Here is a 19709-nt window from a genome sequence, read left to right as displayed (position 1 = left end):
CCTATTTCCTCCAATCTTGATTGTCGGTTACAAGCCTAGTTTACAAGATGAAAAATATTTTGTACACATCCAATTTTGTTTCCTTAATGCAAAACTTAATTGCGCATGAAGCTTGCATTGCAAACAACATCGCTATGTTGTAAAATATCGACAACTTATCTTTCCTTAAGGAAACAATTTTTCTTCAAGTCAAATCTTTGGTGCAGGAAGGAATATGATTCCATGAACGTTGTATTGGCAAAGGAACCGCCATATCCTGTTTTTCAGCCCCTGGTGCATCTGACGACAGGGCAATTTTTCGGGTACGAAGCACTTCTTCGATCCTCTACACGCCACTCACCAGCATTCCTTTTTCGAAAGGCTCGTGCAGAAGGACACTTGTATGAATTGGATACGTTGTCGATGAAAACAGCAATTGAATCATACTTTACGAGTGTGACTATTCACGATCATGTCCCGCTCTTGTTCATCAATGTGTTTCCTTCTACGTTGTTGAATCCTGCTTTCCTATCGTTTATTACCGAGGGCTTGTTTGGGTCGTGGAACAGTCGAATTGTCTTGGAGATTAACGAGGCCAATGAAGAAGACAAGATGTGGGAGATAAGATTGTTGGGACAAAAAATACGTGAGCTGCGTCAGCATGGATTCCTAATCGCATTAGATGATATCGGCTCGGGTGCCGCGTCATTAAAAAAGATTGTGGAGTATGAACCAGATATCGTTAAGCTCGACAGGTACTTCGGCAAGCACTTGTCCTCCATGCCGAATAAGCAAAAGCTCGTCTCGCTTTTCGTCCATTACTGCCAAGATCAAACGCAGCTGGTACTGGAAGGAATCGAGGAGCCGGAAGACTTATCTGTCGCTTTGGCACTTGGCGTACCTGTTGGTCAAGGGTTTTTGCTGGGGCACCCAGAACCACATCAAGCCATACAAAAAAGACGATGAAAACTTTCTCATCGTCTCTCGTGTCTGATTATTTTCCTACCGGCTCCATGGAAGCGTTCAGTGCATGAGCCACATATTCTTCTGCACTGTGCTGAATTTGTTCATCCGAAGCCCCCAATACCCCTTGGAACAAGAATGGTTTCAAGAATTTCATTCCCGTTAAATTCGCCATCGCATGCAGCGGTTTGATCAGTTCGCTGATGGAATAGTAGTTGTATCCTTCACGTTGATAAGCGTCCTCAGGTCCGCCCGTAGAAATCGCGAGGAGAAGCTCTTTTCCATGCAGCTTGTCTCCTTCAGATCCGTAAGCCCAACCATACGTCAACACAGCATCCTGCCACTGTTTCAAAAGGGCTGGTGTGCTGTACCAGTAAAGCGGAAATTGAAAAATGATACGGTCGTGCTCTTGCATCAGCTTTTGCTCTTGTTCAACATCGATCTGGAAATCTGGATAAGCAGCGTATAAATCGTGAACCGTTACGCTTTCTTCTTTTTGCATTCTTTCCTTCCATGCTTTATTGATACGAGATCGAGACATGGTAGGGTGTACTGCGATGACGAGAGTTTTCATGGATATCCTCCAAACGCCATTTGTTTGTACATACAAATTACCAGAAGGGCAGGACACTGTCAACGCTCCTGCTCCTTACAAATGCTGGAATCAAGAATCAGACTCGTTCTTTTCCAGCATTTCGACTGTTTCGTGAATCATCTGTGTGACTGATTTTGCCTGAGCTTCTCCAAGCAATGCCACATAGCTTTTGTACATATCTGTAATGGCTTCCTCTATGTTCACTTGAGCTTCCCGCCCTTTTTTCGTAGGCAAAACGAAGATGTTTTTCCCCTCTACTTCTCGCTCCAGAAATCCTTTTCCAACGAGTTTATCTACAAAACGAGTAATCGTTGATGGTGTCATATGAAGAATTTGCGCCAATTGGGTCGGGGTCACTTTCTCCTTTTCGTTTACAGCCAACATGAGATACGCATGAGTAGGAGAAAACCCGTAACGCTGGAAGGATTCCTCCGCCATTTTCGTGATCACACGGGATAAACGATTGGAAGTGAAAAACAAACAGTGATGCAAATTGTCGCTATTCAAGCCAAGAATCCCCCTATTGCTGTTCTTCGGTCCATGCGACTGTCTCGTCGCTCCCCCCTAACTATACGCGATATTTCGGACAAATGTAAGCGAAAGAAAAATCCCTCACAAGGAGGGATTACAGACGAAACATTTGTTGTTCCGCGTATTGTACTAAACGCTTTGTCATTTCTCCGCCGACAGAGCCATTTTGGCGTGCCGACGTATCTGCACCCAACTCGACTCCAAATTCAGCAGCGATCTCGTACTTTAATTGATCAAGTGCTGCGCGAGCTTGTCCAGAAACTAAGGAATTCGAACGTGCCATTGCTGTTCACCTCTGGTTGTGATTGATGGAGTGATGGTAGTATGTGCAGATTATGGGAGTGTATTCAAACATGCTCCGAGCTTAATCTTTGTTCTTTAGAAACCACGCCACTCACCATGTAAACTGGCACGCCTTCCTCCGGATACACTTTTCTCGCAATGTTCGTTTGCTCCCATTTTTCTAATACCTTCGCCGCTTCATCCATGGTGATTCTGGCATTGTAAGCCAACTCGTAAACAGCTAAAGCACCGCCCTTCTTCGTAGCTACTTGCAGTGCGATTCGCTCCATTCTCTCTAGCTCCGGTTTTTGTGTGAAGACAAAATGACCGTAGATCCCTCCTATGATGGTACAAGCGAGAATGAAAATAAGGCTGTTCCAATGTACAAGAGCATAGCCGCCTACAAAGCTGAATAAAAATGCTAAACAGCTAAACAGCAGAAATCTCGACCTTTTATCGATCCATTCAGGGATCGGATCATACTCTTCGTCATATTCGCACACTTCCGACTCATCCGTATAATTCGGAAAGAGATAAATGATTCCCCCGTCTTCTTGATGCGTAATCGAGCAGTAGTTTCTTTTGTGCCATTTATCGATCATGGGCTCCATCGATTGATAGCTTTCATGCGTATAATAAGGAATCTCTTTCGGATTGAGTTCCCCTTCCTTATCCATGACATACCTCAAAACATCGTGTTCCGAATGGCGTTGATCCGCTTTTCGATGGGAGGACAATAGGTAACGTCCGATAAAAACGAGAAAGATAAGTGCAGTAATTGCAGCATAGAGATACTCGCTCACGTTTAGTAAGATCTGTTCTTCGGAGATCACAATCAATGTGCCGATAACTGTAATTAATACAGCACGAACGATTCTTTTTTTGCGTATGCGCTGCGATTGTTCCAGCTCTTGTGTTTCCTCATCATCATATTCTGTGTCCTCATCATCATACTCTGAGTCCTCATCATCAGCCTCCTCGTTGTCGTCACTTTCATAAGGCATTTGTCCATATACGTGATCATCCAACTGATAGACGGCCATATTGCCAAGTAAGGAGGAAGTCCTCAGAACCTTTCGGTGTTCCATCTCTTTTAGAATTTTCTCACACTGCGATAGCGGCAACTGCGATTCCAGAGCAAACGATGCAACAGAGACGACTCCATGATTACGATTGGCGACCGTCATTGCAACAGCTTGCTGTGTTCGTTGCATTTGCTTTTTTTCCAGCCTTTTTCCTTCCATGTAAAACAACGCGTAACCAATGGAAATGAGACTCATAAAGATTGCTAAGAAGATTGTGTTGTCTAAGACTCGATAGATTCCATCAATGACAAAAAAACCAGTAAGCAAAGCAAGGATGAGAAAAAAGCCAACAACATAAAAAAGAATCACTAACCTACCAAAAAATTTAATCATTCGCCGCTCATTCCTCACCTTCAGTAAAGCCCGCGAAGTAATAGAGAATGTCACCCTTTTCAGTTACACTTAGCTCAGCGAAACCGTCTTTTTGAAGCTTACTTAAAATATTTTGGGCTTTTTCTATCGTAAGAGTAGATTGGGACGCGATATCCATTGGCGTCACATAGCCCTGCTGATCACGCGCAAGAGAAAGAATAAACAGGATATTCTCGGACTCTAGGCTGTCAAAAAACTTGAGCTTCTTGAGACATTTTGACTTTGCCCTTTTGTATTTAATTTCAAGTGGCAGTCCCAGGATGAAACCAAGTGCCATGGCATATACCCCATAATGTAAGGCTGTCATTTTATAAGGAATGTACGTTTCATATCTGTCCCCATATAATGAGAGCAGAAAGGCTTCCACATAAGGTTGTAGGATCGGCTGTAGCCAGAGAGATAACAACCAAATGAAAATCATCATCCCAAGAACAATCATGAAATCCCTTCTTTTCACTCTATTTTTCCGAAATATCGTTCGACTAAATTTTACCTGAATAAATATAAAAAGACACTAACAAATTGCTAGCGTCTAGGGACCCATTTTTCCATGTTTCTCGAAGTATAATGAAAGCCTGCAATCAGTCCTACTCTCACTTGCTTTTTTTGATTTCTCCAAACCAAACCCTAGAAGGGAGATTCTTTACATCCTCATTGTGATAAGCATGGATGATATCCGGTACATACTCTTCCGTCAAGCGGATGCCTGCCAGAATCATTTCCTTTTCTTCTTCTGACACGCTGAATAACGAGTCACCACATTTTTCGCAAACCATCACCCACCGCGCCTTCAGCTTCTGCAGGTGATTCATATCCCATTGCACGTCCTGATCACATGTTGGACAGGCAATTGTTTTCATCGTCTTTTCCTCCTGTACGCACAGCATGCTTTTCTTGCATTTTACTTAAATGGACAAGAAAAGACACTAACATCGTGTTAGTGTCTTTTTACATGATCGATGCGATGGGTAGATTTCTAAGGTGACGAGAATCCCCCCATATATGTAAAGCTTATCTCCCGTACCTGCACCTGTTGCCTGCCAACCGGACTTTCCAGCACAACAGAATCGTGTGGAGCCGCTAGCAGCAGCTGCCTGCCTATGGGCGATAAGAATGAAATTCTGTTGTTATCCGGGTCAATGTCTGTGGGATACACCACAGTAAATGACTCCTCAAAATGATCTTCTTCAAATAGCACTTTTACGCTGCTGCCTAATAAAGTAATTGCTTTAAGCGATTGAAAGAGTGCACTGTCTTCTTTTGCCAAAAGGCTTTCGAGTGTTTGCTTGTAACGCTCGACAATCTCATCGATGGATTGCTTTTCTTTTCCGTAGTTCCGTACATATTGATCGTAAAAGAGTGAATACTGCTCGTCAAAAAAGACAAGCTGGTTGATCAGATGATTTCTGGTGCCATTCAAAATACTAGGGTTCATAGTAGATTTCACCCCCCAGTTGAGTTTCATAGACATGTTTGATGAACGTAATGTTCTTCATCGGAAAAACCCTCCTTAAAAAAATAGCCCCCGAAGGGACTCTCATCATTGTATCAATAATTTCAAAATGATTCCATCGACTGTTTAGAAATCTCTACTTCCGTTGCGGGTAATGGGCGTTTGAATCTGTGGCTGGTAGTACAAAACCAGCTCGTCATTCTTTACCGCTTTCTCAAATCCCTCTCCAGTTCGATACGCATCAACACTTGGTCATCGAGCTCATTGGTAAAAAGCTGAAATCCGTTTTTGCCGTTTTTCTTCACTCCGTACATGGCAGCATCAGCATTTTTGAGCAATTGCTCTTCACTACATCCGTGATCGGGATACACGGCTACTCCAATACTCGCCGAGACGTAATAATCTTTTCCTTGCAAGCGATAGGGGATCTCGATTTCCTTGACCACTCGATCAGCCAACGTCGAAAACTCGTGATCATCTTCAACATTTTGGCAGATCAGTGCGAATTCATCACCACCCATACGAGCAATCATCACATCGAATCCTTCCGCGCTTTTTTTGATCCGATCACTCACTTCTTGCAAAAAATGATCCCCATACATATGGCCCAGAGAGTCATTGATCATTTTAAAACAATCGATGTCCAATACCAGCACAGCAAATCGCGTATCCTGTTCGCTATTGTTATCAATCGCCTCCTGCAAGGCTTGATGGAGCTTCCTTCTGTTCGGCAAGCCGGTTAAATCATCGTGAAACGCCTGATATTCCATCATCGATTTCGCGCGATGCTCCAGCATACGTATCTGGTCTTCGTACGCCTCCAGGACCAATTGCTGCTCAAAGCTGAGCAGCTTCGTAATGGCTTGAGCCAGTTTTTTCGAGTCAGGATAATCGTCTTTCCGATCATCTATCATTCGCATGAGTGTGCCTAACAGGTTTTGAAAAGAACCCATGTACCACTTGGGAGGAAGCCCGATTTTTTGATGAACCATTGCAATCTTCAATCGTTTTTCAATGAAGGCAGGATCGATCCGGCCGTCAAACATCTCGATTAAATGATTCATTAAGGTTTGACGTAAACGTTCAGCGGTTGTGTGCTCCATCACGATTTGTTTCAAAGAGTCCACATGGAGAATCGATTCATAAAAAGAAGAAGTAATCTGCTCAATTTCAGTCTCAATGACAGGACGAAACGCTGCGATTAATTGCAAATCCTCTTCCGTCAAGTTAATCATGTTCATTTGTGCGATAACTTCGGTGTTTCCTTCTATTAATATCCGTGCAGAATCGTCTGCCGGCGAAATCGACGGTTGGCAGCATGCAGCGCTGTTTTCCTTGGACGAATTTGATGACTTCTGCATTTACATAGATTCTCCCTTTCCATAGAACCAACGTACTTATAGGCTCATGCTTATTCATAAATATTCATTCGACATAATTCTACATTGTCCTCTCATCGGGGAAAAGGAAAGAGTCTGCACGATTTATGTACAGACTCTACATGTTCCCGCTACTTTTTCAGATCAATCGCCTTTTCCTTTACCAGAGCTGCTACCAATTGCTGTTGCACGTCCGCTTCTACTTCTTTGAACGTCACTTTCAAGCAGACATCTTCTTTTAACCAAAAATAAGTATAGTTGTACTTGTCCTTAGAACTACTCAGTGTATCATCGATTTTATACAGCACTGTGCGGAATACTTCTTGTCCACTGATGTTCAAAGAAGTGACTGGCACTTCAAATTTTTCCCCGTCACTTCTCTCAAAATGGGTCTTTTTTGTTTTTCTCATGTTTTCCACTATGGATTTGTCCTTAATTTGCTCAAAAAACACAAACGTTTTTGGTTTTTCAGGATTTTCAAACGTCATATTAATGATGCGCTTGTGTTTATCCTCTTTGTTTTCAGTTTGTCTTTGGTTAACATATGCTTCTGTCGCCTTATAACCGGTAGGCAGATCCAAAGGAAAAACTGGTGCAAAACCGATCAATTCTGAGAAATACTCCAGATCATCTAAATCATAGATTTCGTCATGATTCAGAGGGTCGTAATTGGCGTACCTTTTTCTCAGTTCTTCATTTAGAGTTTGAAACGATTCAATTATTTTTGCGATCTCCTTATTTTCTAAGGAAGCTTCCCCCTTTGCTTCCCCCTTTATATAATAGTAGAGACCCTCATCGCTCCAGAGATAGACAACGTCTTTAATAACTGAGCCCCTGTTACTTGTTGCCGTTCTTGTATTAACCTTTACAGATTTTCCTTTCACCGATATCTGTTCTTGTGAGAGTGTGGAGTCGACGCTACTCTTCGAAGTCCCATCATCCGATACCACTGTAAAAGATTCCATCGTGTTCTCGACTGTGCTCACTCCGATCATGAGAGAGATCTTCTCACCTATGAACGAGTGTATCACTGTATTTTCCGAAGGTTCTGATACGCTCGAGCTAAGGATATTGCTGTAATTGTACGTAACCCCCGACGGCAAATAAGATGGGACTTTGAAAGGAAAACCTGCCAGCTTTTCAGCTTTTTCCAGCCTATTTGTCATCTTGCTGGATGTATTGCCAAACAAAGGTCGCAATTTTTCGTCTTGGTTTACAGCCACCTGGAGTGGAGTAGGCTCTGCTGCGTTGGTTAACGTCACTACACTAATGGCTAACCCGCAAGCCACCGCTAAAGCAGATAACGGGTAGGAACCTTTTTTGAACTTTGAAATCATTTGAATTCTCCTTTTCATCTGATCAGAATGATGGGAATGGTGAAAATAAAGTGGATACGACAGGGGGCGTCTCTCCGAAATCCGTCGCGCAAAAGAAAGCAGTGTCATGCCATAGGAAATCGATTCTTTCTCCCCCAATACCTCCAAAACGTATTCATCACACGCAAGTTCCATATCTGCCTTCATTTTGCGAATCCATAACCAGACGAGCGGATTCATCCAATGGATGGCGAGTGCGAGAGAACCTAGGAAGCTCCACAACAAATCTTTGCGTTTGTGATGAGCGAGCTCATGCGAGAAGACGTGGTACAACTCGGCGTCTGACAACGATTGATATACGTCCCGTGGACAATAAACCCAAGGTGAAAACAGACCAGAGATTAACGGGCCCTTCGCCAGTGTCCCTGTATAGACGTGTATTTTCCTTTTTACCCCAAACTTCTTTCTGCAATCATCCATGATGGAAAACACTCTCTCATCCGTCACTCGCATTAAAAAGCGTTCTTTGTTGTGCATCTTGTACAGATAGGCGAATAGCCTCGCCAACAAAAAGACTACTCCGACAAGCCACACTACTGTGAGAACTTGGATATAGACTGGATGCGAGGAAACTGCATTCATCCCTTCATCCTTAGCTGCTTCGGTTTGTATCTGATTTTTCTCGTTGTCTTTTAATTCGTGGGAGACTTCTGAGATGACGACAGGAAGTTGTGTGTTTGGCATTAGTTGTGGTTCTGCGGAGAAAGAAAGCGGCTGGGCAGCCGACATGCTGTTACTTGCCCAGAAAACCCAGGTAAAGAGGCTGAATGAACTCTCCGGTAGCACGGGGATCATTAGGCGTGCCAAAACGATGAACCATAACAAATGATGCATGCGCCAGCTAATCGCTTGGCTAACTCCTTTTTTTATGGCTACCAACAAAATAGCTACCAGGCTTGCCCCCAACGAGGCGTAGCACATCCACAAAAAAATACTCCCTAGAATATCCATTTACAGGTCCCTCATCATTGCTTTTTCTTTTGTTTTTCCGTCAATATTTTTTGCAGCTTGTCTATTTCTTCGTTGGATAACTGCACATCTTCGAGAAAATTGGTCATCATCGTGCCTACAGCCCCATTAAAAACACGTTTCAAAAAGGATTCGCTTTCAGCCCGTTTGCATTCAGCTTCTTGGACGAGTGGGAAATATCGGTAGCTACGGCCAGATTTTTCATAGCTGATTGCTTTCTTTTTGAGCAACCTGTTCAAAAACGTGCGCACCGTCTGCTCTGTCCATTCGATATCGGCTGGTAAACGCTCAATGATTTGCTCTGCTGTTGCTGGATGATCTCTCCAGATCACCTTCATGATTTCCCACTCGGCCTCCGATATTTTCGGAATATTGCTCATCACGTCATCACCTCTTAGATTTACAAATGTAAATTTAACTTCTGTTAAGATATTACAATTGTAAATTTAAGGTGTCAACCATCTTTTTCCATATCTTCTAAAAACGGCAAAATAAAAAGCACAGTGGAAAATGAATGCTCCCACTGTGCCGATTCTTCCCGTCTGTTATTGTCTGACCATATCTGGTTGAAGCTCACCTTTTCCGTATGGATTATCGCCAATCAATACGATCTTATCATCTTCAGTGACCAGTACATGATAATGCGAGCCTGGTCCTTCGATCGCATAGTCGTACGAAGAGGAAATCAGTCTAACAGGCGCAGCCACTTTTTGTTTTTTAAGCGGTTCCCATTCGTGTTCAAAGATTTGCCCATCCTTCGTAATCCGCAAACGTCCGCTCATCATGGCAATGTCTTCTTCCGTTTTGGGTTCCAACTTCACTTTGATAGCTCCTGCGTCATTTCCTTCGCTCTCAGGGTAAACCTGCATTTCCTGAACCTTACCTGCTTCGTTGATCGCCCAAACTGATGCGATCTCCTTTGTATAACGGACAAAATACTCTGGTGCAAGCTCACGAATTCCTTCCAAACCAGCTATCTGTGCAAATGAAGTGAACGGTTCATCATTCTTCCGTTCTGCGTACAATACCTGACCATTTTTCGTCACAGCAAAAAACGTATAAAGATTGGTATAAAGCTTGGTCACATCCGCTGCTAATTTTGAATCGATCTTGAGGGTTTCCACTTTTTGTGGGCGCAAGTTCGTGATGACATATACCCCTCCGCGTTCAGCGGAATCAAAACTGAATTCCACCGTCAGGAATTGGTCATCTTCCGTACGTAACAAGAGATGCTCCTCTCCACCAACGAAATCCTTGATCCGAGAAGGCAGTGCCAATGTTTCACAGCTGCTAAATTCACTGGTCCACAACTGGATTTGTCCGTTCTCATTTAAGGTAACCGGAGAATCCATGATGCTATCCAATGTTTTTACTTTCGTAGGTCCTTTCACTTCATATGGCACTTGATCCGCGCCAAAACTCCATACAGAACCATCCTTTCGGACGAAGTACGGTCGATTCAGCTCAGTTACTACTTGTTTTACATCACGTAATTCGCCCAATTCTGTCCATTTGTCAAAGGTAACAGGGATTCGTCCCAGCTGTCCTGTCATATTGCTGCCAAATGAATAGACGTTTCCTTTTTTATCGAGAGCAATCACATGGTCGGTTCCTGCTTGTACGTCTGTCATATCAGAAAGACCCGCTATTTTGACAGGCTCCTCGAGCTCATTTTCCAGATTCGCACCGAGCATTCCAAGTGTATTATCTCCCCAGCCCCAGACAGTTCCGTCCGCTTTTACGATCAAGTACAATCCTTCTCCGCCAACTGCCATCCGTGTGGCACCATCTGCATGAGCGGCACGCACTACTTTTTCATTTTCTTTTGTATTGTAGCTATACACTTCGCCTTTTTCTGTTTGGATTAAGGCGCGATCCGTGTAATCGACGGCTATTTGTTTGACTTTCCCTGGGATATCCATTACCTGCAGGTTTTCTGTGTTCAGCTCTCCGGATTTGCCATCGAGATAAAGAAGCTTCCCTTGGTCATCTATGGCAAATAAGGAAAAGGCTGAGCTATACATGTCACGGATATTCGAAAGCTTCGTCACCTTTTCTGCTGCTTTCGCTCCTTTTTCCCATTTCAGTACGGTACCGTCTTCTTTCAGTAAAAAGAGTACGCCTTCATGAAGATCGAGCTGCTGAATGTTCTTGATTTTATCCAGACCGGCCAGTTTTTCTGGTGCTTTCTTTTCATCGATCTGCCATACATCACCGGCGCCCGTCAGGACATAATCCGTCGTGACTTGCTTGGCATTTTTGATCCCTGCTAGCTTGTGCGGTTCATACTTCTTGTCAGATTGATAGCCCCATTTCCACACTTGCCCATCCTCGGTGAAGGCATACGAAATACCTGGCCTCCACCCATAGCCTGCTTCATCAAAAATGACGCCTGTTGCAATGGCAGTAATCCCTTCCAGCACCGGCTTATTCTCCAATGATTTCCAAGACTTCGCAGTTATGTCCGAAACATCCGCTTTCGTGTCATCTTGACTGCAAGCCTGTAGCTTCACCTCGGTATTGCCTATCGTGCCAGCCGATGTTTCTACTTTAGTGGAACCTGCCTTCGCAGGGGATGCAGCAACGACCCCACCCGTCGTCAATAAGGAGAGTACCGCGGCATAGCTCAACAGTACTACCCATTTCTCTCTTCGTATCATTATGAATCTCCTCGCCATCGTCTAATGTAAACATTTGTAAGACGCTGGCAACTCGAATTGCGTCACTGTTTTTTCAATTACTTTAGCACGCTTCTCACTGTTTCAGTCCAGATATCCCTCTGATCTAGCTCAATCCCCATCAGCATGTAATTACTGATATTATCAACGACGAGTGCTAGAATATGAGCTTTTGCTACGACACGATCAGGCGTGACGACACCTAACTCTATCCCTCGCTCTAATAAGGAGGTAAAGCCCTGCAAAAAATCTTCTTGCATCATACGTAGCTTGTCACGGTACTTCTCTTTTTGACTGACAGACAGCAGAAATTGATTGAAGACACGTAAAAAGGCATAATCCTCTTCCTCGCTCGGCAATAGCTTCAACCCAGATTCGATAAGAAGTTCCGTGAAATTGTCAGCTGTAAAATCTGTAACCGTAAAAAAATGAGAGAATGTATAATTTCCAAACAGTTGTTCAAACAAATAATCGAGAAGTGCGTCCTTTGATGCAAAGTGGTAGTAGATCGCCGGCTTCGTGATCCCTACTTCTGTAGCGATCATCGTCAGGCTCGTCTTTTCAATCCCATGCTCCGCGAATAATTGATAGGCTGCTTTTACAATATGTTGATGTGTTTTATTATCTTTTGACATGAAATAACGTCTCCTTTGGCAAATCGATCCCATACGTTTTAGCCTACTGATTGTTAAGTCAAATTGCAACCGGATACAAAAAAGAGCTTTACCATGGCTTCGGCAAAGCTCCGCTGTTCATTCAGTCTTATTGTTGACTCGGGTCATCAGTAAGGCTTGGACGGACGGGACTTCTGTTCGGCTTCCTTGACAGCCGCCCCGGGATTCGTTGCGCCCATCGGTCCGCCCATCTCTTTGCTATTTCCGCCATTGCCCTGTGCGACTCCAGCTTTCAAACGCTGACCGTACTCTTCGTCACATTGCGAGAAGAATCCAAGCATTTTTTCTTGAATGCGAGGATCACAGGAGAGGAGTGCATCCGTCAGATTGGCAATGAGATCTTCTCTTTCCCAGTCTTCCATGAGGCGATAACGTTCTCCCGCCTGTTTGAAATCGTTGGTGCGATCAATTTTTTGACGAACGACCTTCCCTTCTACTTCTGGCTGATGATCAGGAGCGGCTTGCTTGGCTTCCTGCAATCCGCCAATCGTCGATGGCTCATAGTTAATATGCCGCTGCGCTCGATCTACATGGTACAGCATTTGACCGCCTTCCTGGTTGGTAGCGACATGCTTTTTGGGAGCGTTGACCGGAAGCTGCAAGTAGTTGGCGCCAACCCGATAACGCTGCGTATCAGAGTAGGAGAAGGTCCTTCCTTGCAGTAGCTTGTCATCAGAAAAATCAAGTCCATCCACTAAAACACCTGTCCCAAATGCTGCTTGCTCGACCTCTGCAAAATAGTTGTCCGGATTTTTATCCAGTACCATTTTGCCTACAGGAAGAAACGGGAATTGATCTTCGGGCCATATTTTCGTTGGATCAAGTGGATCAAAATCGAGCTCAGGGTGATCGTCATCACTCATGATCTGGACGCACATTTCCCACTCCGGATATTCTCCTCGCTCAATCGCTTCGTACAAGTCCTGTGTGGCATGATTAAAGTTTTTCCCTTGAATCTCTTCCGCCTGTTTTTGTGTCAAATTTTTAATCCCTTGCGTTAACGGCTGCCAATGGTATTTGACCAGGACCGCTGTTCCTTCATGGTTTACCCACTTGTACGTGTTTACGCCAGAGCCTTGCATTTGCCGATAGTTCGCTGGTATTCCCCACGGGGAGAACAAAAACGTGATCATATGCATGGCCTCAGGCGTGTTCGAGATAAAGTCAAAGATCCGTTCCACGTCTTGTATGTTTGTGACAGGATCAGGCTTGAACGCATGTACAAGATCAGGAAACTTCATCGCATCCCGAATGAAAAAAACTTTGAGGTTATTGCCAACCAGATCCCAGTTCCCGTCCTCTGTATAAAACTTCACCGCAAACCCACGTGGATCGCGCAATGTTTCGGGAGAATGTGTGCCATGAATAACCGTAGAAAACCGTACAAACACAGGCGTTTTTTTCCCCTGCTCCGAAAACAGCTTTGCTCTCGTGTACGTAGAAATCGGCTCATCACCAGCGGTTCCATATGCTTCAAAATAGCCACGCGCTCCTGCTCCTCGGCTATGCACGACACGCTCAGGTGTTTTCTCCCGATCAAAATGTGTGATTTTTTCCAGAAAGTCGTAATTCTCTAGAACCGTTGGCCCGCGATTTCCAACGGTCCGCAGGTTCTGGTTGTCTGTAATCGGATGGCCTTGGCGATTCGTCAGGATATTTTTTTCTGACTGGTTGATGGACTTGCTGTTGTCATCCATATGAATCCTCCCTGTCCAGTTTTTCTCATGTATGGTTCATAACCATGGTTACCGAATGAGGGATTCTTTATGCGAAAAGACTAATTAGCTTCGTAAGCAAAATCATCGTTAAGCACTGGAACCGTGAAACTCTGATTCCATTCCGCTGCAAGTGCGACATCTTCCGGGTATCCCTTGCTGATCAGTTCTTGGCCAGAAGCACATTTCTGCAAATAAGCAAGAAGATGATCTTGGGCTGATCGGAAGGCTGCCACCGCCATTTTGGCCTCTGGTGACAATCGATATTCGTCCAACTCGTGAAGCAGCGCACCTGCCGCAATCATATCCTCAATAGCGGGTCGCAATGCTCCATTTCCCCATCGTTCACCGCAAGCAATAACCGTCACAGATCCTTTCTGCTGTTGTATGTATCTGGCGACGGATGATGCATTTCGCAAGCACGCAGCGATTACCTTCGCACCTGTTTTCTTTGCCAGCAAGGTACAGGTCGATCCATTTGGCGAGGGCAACACCATTCTACTTCCCATCGGAACCATTTTCAGACAGGCGGGTGAAAGGGAGATTGGTTCTCCACGTTTTCCAGCAAGAAGCGCTGCTTTTTGTTTAGCGAATGCTACGGCTGACTCCTCCTTCACCTGATAAGGATAGACGATCCCTCCACGTCCCGTTACGATATCGACACACGTGCTGAAGGAGAGCACATCGATAATGACGATCATATCCGATGCTGCCCCGACCTGTTCCACCCCTTCGTATCCCCAATCAAATCGAGCCGTATAGTTTAGTTGTTTGCATACAGGCGTTTCTCCCAAAACCTCCACCATCCTCTATCAAAAATAGTTACTCGTCCCCTTACGTTCGCCGTTACAAATCAAGGCAAGAAACAATATCGTATTATTGTCCCACTAGAATACTCAAGAATGGAGTGAACATGGATGTCTGAAATCGAATACGACGACGATCAAGGTGTTACTGAAAAAAGAAGTCACAGACGCCCACGAAGAAATACTGTGAGAACAACTGGTATTTTGCAAAATAACCTCGCTGTTGCTCTCACCGCTCACCTCGACCTCGTAAATCTGAACACAGAAGAGGTTGAAGTACGTGTGCAAGTATTGAACTGGGGTAATGCAGTTACGCAAACGAATCCAGTTAGCACCTTGCTTGACATCACGCAATTTATCCCTGCGAATACTCGCACTGCTTTCAATGCGCTGGTCCCCGCTTCTTTCCACTATGAAGTGCGCCTTACCGTAGCAGAAAACAACAGAAATGTCCTTCTCACCACTTATGGCCGTACTTCTATCGGTGGCGGTCAAGTTGTTGGTCTTTCAGTTCTTGACAGTCAATTCCAAACTGTCGAAATCGAAACTTGTATTTAACTACTTTGTAGGAAGAAAATGAGGAATTATGGTGGGACGCCATAGTTCCTTTTTTTATCCATTCGCATGCAGGAACAGGCGCTGAGGACGATCCCAACCCCTTTTATAATGCTCCCATAGACTGAGACACGGGAGGTTAAAAAATAAGTTATAATAAGAGCATGGAAAAACGGAACCAATATACCTCAGAGTTTAAAACAAAGGTTGTCCTGGAGGTCCTCCGGGAGGAGCAGACCGTGAACGAAATTGTTGGCAAGTACGAAATGAGTCTCTAAATGAAGCAAAACCCGATCAATTTTACGTCCATACTATCGAAAAAATCGCATCCTAAAAACAAATAACGAATTCAATCGTCGATATATCGTACTTGAGGGTAATAATAATGTGCTTTATGACTTAACTTCTGATGTAATGAAAAGATAATTTTAAGGGGGAAGAAAGTGGTGAATAATCAATGTAATTTAAAATGGGCTGATTTAAGCGATCCAGTTAAAACGATAATAGAACACATTGATATCAATTGTTGTGATGAAGATTTTCAAGTTGGAACTAAGCTAAATATACCGTATTTTAAGGGGAGATTCACTCAAGAAATGGCAGATGCAATTCTCGAATATCAATATTCAACTGAAAATTTAAACGAAAATTGTTATTCTGCCGAACTGCAAGATGGTGTATTGATGATAAAATTCGTTAAGAGTTCAGAGAGATAGCTCGTTATGTCCAATTTTATAACCAGGAGCGCCCTCATCAATCTCTAAATGAAGCAAAACCCGATCAATTTTACGCCCATACTATCGAAAAAATCGCATCCTAAACACTAGGACTACGAAAAGGAGGACACAACTTATTCCTCAAAAAATCGTGTCTTGACAACGGGGAGCATTACATTTTACTACTACGACCACGACAAAAAAAACTGCCCTCGAAAGGACAGTTTCTTTTAAAAGGAGACTTACAGTTTTACTACGTTCTCAGCTTGTGGGCCACGGTTGCCTTGAACGATGTTGAATTGAACTTTTTGACCTTCGTCCAAAGTTTTGAAACCGTCACCTTGGATTGCGCTGAAGTGTACGAATACATCGTCTCCGCCTTCTACTTGAATGAAACCGAAACCTTTTTCTGCGTTAAACCATTTTACTGTTCCGTTCGTTTGCATTTAAAAAAACCTCCAAAAATTCAATTTGAATATGCTAGTCATATTTACCGAAGCAAATAAAGCTCACATATCATGAAGGAATACCAGATCATGTGCTATGATACGCCTTCATGATACGTGAATTTTACCTACTCAGCAAATATACAAATGTCATGGGACGGAACTGCAAAATTAAAAACTAAACCTTTTGAAAACCTAAAACAATGAAAGCCCTTCCTCTCTTCCATCCTTGCGGCTCCGATGACCGCGCCAGTGTGAATCGGGGATTCAAAAATGTTATCCATCAGCATACAAACACCTCGATGAATGATTAGGTATCAATTTTTCAAGTAGCAATCTCATTCTACCATGGTTGTCCAAAAAAAGCAACCGTTCACCCTTATAATGGGAAGGCGATACTCTGTTACAATAGCATTGGGAGGGATTTCATTTGCAAAATCATACTTTGACAACCATTCAATTATCAGAAATGCTTGAAAAGAAAGTGCCTGTACTATTAGTGGACGTACGCGACGTCGAGAAATTTATCACCGGCAGCCTCGTTCACGAAAATGCATCGACCCGAAACGCACCCTATCTTCTAATGAAAGAACAGGACAAGCCGTTCGATGAAGAAACCGAAAAACTTGCGCAAAATGTGCAGATTGTTACTGTATGTACAACCGGTAACAAAGCTCAAAAAGCTGCCGCTCTTCTTCGTGAGCATTGTTTTCAAGCAAATGCATTGGAAGGCGGCTTAACCGCATGGAAGGAACAATCAAACGGAGCGAAATGAGCCTAATTTATCAACGATTCTAGCTTTTTGCCATATATTACTCCTTTATTTCGATTGGGATTGTCTGATATCGTTGTTCATGCCAAACGAAATAAGCCGAGACTTTCTGAAAAGGAAGTGCGGGGGACTTTTTAGTGGATGAGCAATTCCACATGGGGTGAATCGCCGAATTGGCGTAGGGTTGTTTCCTCAACCCGAATCCGACAACTAACCTCGTAGGCAAAAAAAAGGAGAGATTTGTTTAATGAAACGTTTTGGTTCTGTTACAATCGCGATGACTCTTGGTCTAGGCTTGGCTTTGACAGGGTTTGCTTCTTCTGCTTCCGCAGCATCTAACTGCCCATTGAAGAACGGACAATTCCAATTCAATGTGGGTCAAAATATGGGACAATTCCAAAAAGCACCAAATGCACAACAGTTCTTTAACTTTTATCAAAAGCAAGGCTTTGTTCCTGGCCAGTCACAAGCAGTACAGCCGATGCAACCTGTTAAGCAAGGACAAGCTACACCTGTACAACCATACCCAATTCAACCAGGATCTTTTCAATCAGCACCAGTTCAACAAACACCAGTTCAACCAGCACCAGCGCAACCTAGAAATAACGTCACTCAGCCTGCCGCTCCAGTAAATCAAGCGGAACAAGGAAAAACTGGTGATTTTGCGAAACAAGTCGCGGATTTGGTGAACCAAGAACGTGCAAAAGCAGGTCTCAAACCAGTTCAAATGGATGCAGCATTGTCCAAAGTAGCTTTGGCAAAAGCACAAGATATGTCTGCTAACAACTATTTTGACCACAACAGTCCAACGTACGGTTCCCCATTTGACATGATGAAGCAGTATGGTATTCAGTACTCGACTGCAGGTGAGAATATCGCCATGGGTCAACAGAGTCCACAAGAAGTTATGCAACAATGGATGAACAGTGAAGGTCACCGCCAAAACATTATGAACCCTGCGTTCACAAAAATTGGTGTAGGCGTCACAAATGGCTACTGGGTACAAGAATTTATCGGATAAAACGCATTGTACGAAACGAAAAGCCGGTGTCTCTTAATCGAGACCCGGCTTTTTCGTGTAGGCATCATTCCTGCTGTGCTTCGGATGCCTGCTTTTTGGGGGTACAGCAGCAGCTATCCTGCTCATTTACCAAAGCGACGTTCTTTTGATTCATTTTTTGCTTGGTTGGGTAAGCAGATACTTGCTGCAGCTCGGCATTGACATCAGACGATTGGTTCATCCGTATGGCCCCCTTGCCGTTTTTTGTGGTGCATCCTTAGTATGCTCGCGGTTGTAAAGGACTCATTCCTAAGGAACACTGGAAGCACATGCAAATGAACCTATCTGCTAATGATATGTTCAAGGTCTTTTAAGGCAGCCGCTGCTGCCGCGACAGGATCTGACTTTCCTCCAACGACCAATAAATCCCCCATGACATCTGTTTCTACCCGTATGGCTTTTGTCGTACCTGATACAGATGCAAATGGATGGGTAAGATCCACTGCACAAAGCTCCACTGCTATAGAAAATGTGCCATTTGCTTCCTTTTGGATGGTTCCGATCAGCTTGGGAATCTTCGTATGCTTTTTCCATTTCTCGATTTGTAACGAGGTTATTTCGCGAATACTTGCGCGTGCGATATCAGTCAGATTTACTTGCGCACCAAAAGCGGCGTTTGCCAAGATCGTGAGCTTTGAAGCTGTATCCCAACCATCGATGTCGTAAGAAGGGTCCGGTTCGGCAATCCCCAACTTCTGAGCGAGCTCGACTGCTTCCGCACAGGTGAGCCCCTCTTCCATCATTTTTGTGAGCACGAAGTTAGTCGTTCCCGTAAAAATGCCTTCGACTCGTTTCACTTCACAGCCTGCCAAGTTATACTGCAATAGATCGATCGTCGGCAGGGCTGCTGCTGTTGCTCCACTCACTTTCAACGCGACGCCATGTTTTTTGGCTAGAGCGGCTAAGCCAGCATAATCGACAACAAGCGCACCTTTTGAAATCGCGATTGCATGTATAGCATTTTCCAATGCATAACGAATAAAAGTAAGACCGGGTCCTCCCTCTTTTTCAGAAGGACCAGCCTCGATGAGCACATCCGCTTGAACCGATTGGATAAATTCCAGCGCGTTCCATGATGGGTTCTTTGCTTGTTTTGTATGTGCATAGTCTTCCCATTTTCCTGAATCAATTCCGTTCTCATCATAGAGACCGGAAGCCGAACGAACGACTCCCACGAGTCTGACATCCGCTTGATATAGCTCGCGGTATCGGTCCCGTCGCTGCTCCAGCAGTCTGGCTACCTGCTGTCCTACTGTTCCAAAGCCTGTTAACATAATATTCCAACGCTTCATGAGTCAATCTC

At 44.0% G+C, this 19709-nt stretch carries 23 protein-coding genes and 1 riboswitch; of the genes, 6 read left to right on the top strand and 17 right to left on the bottom strand.

Annotated features, from left to right (window positions below; genetic code table 11):
• Nucleotides 1–222 precede the first annotated feature (222 nt).
• Nucleotides 223–945 (top strand): EAL domain-containing protein, encoded by a 723-nt coding sequence (locus tag HPY27_RS05230; RefSeq protein ID WP_174224484.1) that lies wholly within the window; start codon nt 223–225, stop codon nt 943–945.
• 28 nt (nt 946–973) lie between these two features.
• Here HPY27_RS05230 and HPY27_RS05225 read toward each other — a convergent pair whose 3' ends face one another.
• The 14 genes from HPY27_RS05225 to HPY27_RS05160 form a co-directional block, all read right to left on the bottom strand.
• Nucleotides 974–1516 carry an NAD(P)H-dependent oxidoreductase gene (locus HPY27_RS05225; protein ID WP_174224483.1) on the bottom strand — a complete coding sequence of 181 codons (543 nt, stop codon included), beginning with the start codon at nt 1514–1516 and terminating at the stop codon, nt 974–976.
• A gap of 90 nt (nt 1517–1606) precedes the next feature.
• Nucleotides 1607–2044, bottom strand: a complete 438-nt coding sequence (locus HPY27_RS05220; protein ID WP_174224482.1) for a MarR family winged helix-turn-helix transcriptional regulator — start codon at nt 2042–2044, stop codon at nt 1607–1609.
• Between the two features lie 118 nt (nt 2045–2162).
• The gene (locus tag HPY27_RS05215; protein WP_017248903.1) at nt 2163–2351 is read right to left on the bottom strand and encodes an alpha/beta-type small acid-soluble spore protein; all 189 of its coding nucleotides are present in this window, start codon (nt 2349–2351) and stop codon (nt 2163–2165) included.
• Nucleotides 2352–2415: 64 nt separating this feature from the next.
• Entirely contained in the window at nt 2416–3768 is a 1353-nt protein-coding gene (locus tag HPY27_RS05210) for a DNA primase (protein WP_174224481.1), read from the bottom strand.
• Nucleotides 3769–3775: 7 nt separating this feature from the next.
• Complete coding sequence (locus tag HPY27_RS05205; RefSeq protein ID WP_017248905.1) at nt 3776–4246, bottom strand: hypothetical protein; 471 nt, start codon at nt 4244–4246, stop codon at nt 3776–3778.
• A gap of 154 nt (nt 4247–4400) precedes the next feature.
• Nucleotides 4401–4667 carry a hypothetical protein gene (locus HPY27_RS05200; RefSeq protein ID WP_017248906.1) on the bottom strand — a complete coding sequence of 89 codons (267 nt, stop codon included), beginning with the start codon at nt 4665–4667 and terminating at the stop codon, nt 4401–4403.
• A 116-nt stretch (nt 4668–4783) separates the two neighbouring features.
• The gene (locus HPY27_RS05195) at nt 4784–5242 is read right to left on the bottom strand and encodes a GreA/GreB family elongation factor (RefSeq protein WP_035291094.1); all 459 of its coding nucleotides are present in this window, start codon (nt 5240–5242) and stop codon (nt 4784–4786) included.
• Nucleotides 5243–5463: 221 nt separating this feature from the next.
• The gene (locus HPY27_RS05190) at nt 5464–6621 is read right to left on the bottom strand and encodes a diguanylate cyclase domain-containing protein (RefSeq protein ID WP_173621915.1); all 1158 of its coding nucleotides are present in this window, start codon (nt 6619–6621) and stop codon (nt 5464–5466) included.
• Nucleotides 6622–6770: 149 nt separating this feature from the next.
• Nucleotides 6771–8966: a M56 family metallopeptidase gene (locus HPY27_RS05185; RefSeq protein ID WP_174224480.1), complete on the bottom strand. Its 2196-nt coding sequence runs from the start codon at nt 8964–8966 to the stop codon at nt 6771–6773.
• 14 nt (nt 8967–8980) lie between these two features.
• Nucleotides 8981–9364 carry a BlaI/MecI/CopY family transcriptional regulator gene (locus HPY27_RS05180; RefSeq protein WP_069844905.1) on the bottom strand — a complete coding sequence of 128 codons (384 nt, stop codon included), beginning with the start codon at nt 9362–9364 and terminating at the stop codon, nt 8981–8983.
• A 165-nt stretch (nt 9365–9529) separates the two neighbouring features.
• Entirely contained in the window at nt 9530–11644 is a 2115-nt protein-coding gene (locus HPY27_RS05175) for an RCC1 domain-containing protein (protein WP_174224479.1), read from the bottom strand.
• A gap of 77 nt (nt 11645–11721) precedes the next feature.
• Entirely contained in the window at nt 11722–12297 is a 576-nt protein-coding gene (locus HPY27_RS05170) for a TetR/AcrR family transcriptional regulator (protein ID WP_174224478.1), read from the bottom strand.
• Nucleotides 12298–12443: 146 nt separating this feature from the next.
• Nucleotides 12444–14033 carry a catalase gene (locus HPY27_RS05165; protein WP_017248913.1) on the bottom strand — a complete coding sequence of 530 codons (1590 nt, stop codon included), beginning with the start codon at nt 14031–14033 and terminating at the stop codon, nt 12444–12446.
• Nucleotides 14034–14113: 80 nt separating this feature from the next.
• Nucleotides 14114–14854: a 2-phosphosulfolactate phosphatase gene (locus tag HPY27_RS05160; protein ID WP_371814316.1), complete on the bottom strand. Its 741-nt coding sequence runs from the start codon at nt 14852–14854 to the stop codon at nt 14114–14116.
• A 114-nt stretch (nt 14855–14968) separates the two neighbouring features.
• On the opposite strand from HPY27_RS05160, the gene HPY27_RS05155 reads away from it, so the two are divergent.
• From HPY27_RS05155 to HPY27_RS30725, 3 genes are all read left to right on the top strand, one after another.
• A complete protein-coding gene (locus HPY27_RS05155; protein ID WP_017248915.1) occupies nt 14969–15415 on the top strand; it encodes a hypothetical protein in 447 nt (148 codons plus the stop codon).
• Between the two features lie 443 nt (nt 15416–15858).
• Nucleotides 15859–16128, top strand: a complete 270-nt coding sequence (locus tag HPY27_RS05150) for a hypothetical protein (protein WP_020477524.1) — start codon at nt 15859–15861, stop codon at nt 16126–16128.
• Nucleotides 16125–16232: a hypothetical protein gene (locus tag HPY27_RS30725; protein ID WP_354142434.1), complete on the top strand. Its 108-nt coding sequence runs from the start codon at nt 16125–16127 to the stop codon at nt 16230–16232. The genes HPY27_RS05150 and HPY27_RS30725 overlap by 4 nt, the downstream gene beginning before the upstream one ends.
• Nucleotides 16233–16370: 138 nt before the next feature.
• Here the strand turns inward: HPY27_RS30725 and HPY27_RS05145 are convergent, their stop codons facing one another.
• Nucleotides 16371–16574 (bottom strand): cold-shock protein, encoded by a 204-nt coding sequence (locus HPY27_RS05145; protein ID WP_007729289.1) that lies wholly within the window; start codon nt 16572–16574, stop codon nt 16371–16373.
• Nucleotides 16575–17004: 430 nt separating this feature from the next.
• Between HPY27_RS05145 and HPY27_RS05140 the strand changes: the two genes are divergently transcribed.
• Together HPY27_RS05140 and HPY27_RS05135 are read left to right on the top strand one after the other, a co-directional pair.
• Complete coding sequence (locus tag HPY27_RS05140) at nt 17005–17349, top strand: rhodanese-like domain-containing protein (RefSeq protein ID WP_254612827.1); 345 nt, start codon at nt 17005–17007, stop codon at nt 17347–17349.
• A gap of 84 nt (nt 17350–17433) precedes the next feature.
• A riboswitch (cyclic di-AMP (ydaO/yuaA leader) is annotated at nt 17434–17586 on the top strand.
• A 7-nt stretch (nt 17587–17593) separates the two neighbouring features.
• On the top strand, nt 17594–18367 hold the full coding sequence (locus HPY27_RS05135; protein ID WP_173621920.1) for a CAP domain-containing protein: 774 nt from the start codon (nt 17594–17596) through the stop codon (nt 18365–18367).
• Nucleotides 18368–18431: 64 nt separating this feature from the next.
• Here HPY27_RS05135 and HPY27_RS05130 read toward each other — a convergent pair whose 3' ends face one another.
• Complete coding sequence (locus HPY27_RS05130) at nt 18432–18587, bottom strand: hypothetical protein (protein ID WP_017248920.1); 156 nt, start codon at nt 18585–18587, stop codon at nt 18432–18434.
• 100 nt (nt 18588–18687) lie between these two features.
• Entirely contained in the window at nt 18688–19698 is a 1011-nt protein-coding gene (locus HPY27_RS05125; RefSeq protein WP_174224476.1) for a homoserine dehydrogenase, read from the bottom strand.
• Nucleotides 19699–19709: the final 11 nt, after the last annotated feature.

It is taken from the genome of Brevibacillus sp. HB1.1 (genome assembly GCF_013332445.1).
Lineage (GTDB): Bacteria > Bacillota > Bacilli > Brevibacillales > Brevibacillaceae > Brevibacillus > Brevibacillus porteri.
The sequence above is the reverse complement of the archived record's forward strand: the minus strand, read 5'-3'. Positions and strand labels throughout refer to the sequence as shown.

What these genes read in the sequence shown, in the direction of transcription:
- HPY27_RS05230 (WP_174224484.1), top strand. Translation starts at nt 223, where the DNA reads ATGAACGTTGTATTGGCAAAGGAACCGCCATATCCTGTTTTTCAGCCC.
- HPY27_RS05225 (WP_174224483.1), bottom strand. Translation starts at nt 1,516, where the DNA reads ATGAAAACTCTCGTCATCGCAGTACACCCTACCATGTCTCGATCTCGT.
- HPY27_RS05215 (WP_017248903.1), bottom strand. Translation starts at nt 2,351, where the DNA reads ATGGCACGTTCGAATTCCTTAGTTTCTGGACAAGCTCGCGCAGCACTT.
- HPY27_RS05210 (WP_174224481.1), bottom strand. Translation starts at nt 3,768, where the DNA reads ATGATTAAATTTTTTGGTAGGTTAGTGATTCTTTTTTATGTTGTTGGC.
- HPY27_RS05205 (WP_017248905.1), bottom strand. Translation starts at nt 4,246, where the DNA reads ATGATTGTTCTTGGGATGATGATTTTCATTTGGTTGTTATCTCTCTGG.
- HPY27_RS05200 (WP_017248906.1), bottom strand. Translation starts at nt 4,667, where the DNA reads ATGAAAACAATTGCCTGTCCAACATGTGATCAGGACGTGCAATGGGAT.
- HPY27_RS05195 (WP_035291094.1), bottom strand. Translation starts at nt 5,242, where the DNA reads ATGAACCCTAGTATTTTGAATGGCACCAGAAATCATCTGATCAACCAG.
- HPY27_RS05190 (WP_173621915.1), bottom strand. Translation starts at nt 6,621, where the DNA reads ATGCAGAAGTCATCAAATTCGTCCAAGGAAAACAGCGCTGCATGCTGC.
- HPY27_RS05185 (WP_174224480.1), bottom strand. Translation starts at nt 8,966, where the DNA reads ATGGATATTCTAGGGAGTATTTTTTTGTGGATGTGCTACGCCTCGTTG.
- HPY27_RS05180 (WP_069844905.1), bottom strand. Translation starts at nt 9,364, where the DNA reads ATGAGCAATATTCCGAAAATATCGGAGGCCGAGTGGGAAATCATGAAG.
- HPY27_RS05175 (WP_174224479.1), bottom strand. Translation starts at nt 11,644, where the DNA reads ATGATACGAAGAGAGAAATGGGTAGTACTGTTGAGCTATGCCGCGGTA.
- HPY27_RS05170 (WP_174224478.1), bottom strand. Translation starts at nt 12,297, where the DNA reads ATGTCAAAAGATAATAAAACACATCAACATATTGTAAAAGCAGCCTAT.
- HPY27_RS05165 (WP_017248913.1), bottom strand. Translation starts at nt 14,033, where the DNA reads ATGGATGACAACAGCAAGTCCATCAACCAGTCAGAAAAAAATATCCTG.
- HPY27_RS05155 (WP_017248915.1), top strand. Translation starts at nt 14,969, where the DNA reads ATGTCTGAAATCGAATACGACGACGATCAAGGTGTTACTGAAAAAAGA.
- HPY27_RS05145 (WP_007729289.1), bottom strand. Translation starts at nt 16,574, where the DNA reads ATGCAAACGAACGGAACAGTAAAATGGTTTAACGCAGAAAAAGGTTTC.
- HPY27_RS05135 (WP_173621920.1), top strand. Translation starts at nt 17,594, where the DNA reads ATGAAACGTTTTGGTTCTGTTACAATCGCGATGACTCTTGGTCTAGGC.
- HPY27_RS05130 (WP_017248920.1), bottom strand. Translation starts at nt 18,587, where the DNA reads ATGAACCAATCGTCTGATGTCAATGCCGAGCTGCAGCAAGTATCTGCT.
- HPY27_RS05125 (WP_174224476.1), bottom strand. Translation starts at nt 19,698, where the DNA reads ATGAAGCGTTGGAATATTATGTTAACAGGCTTTGGAACAGTAGGACAG.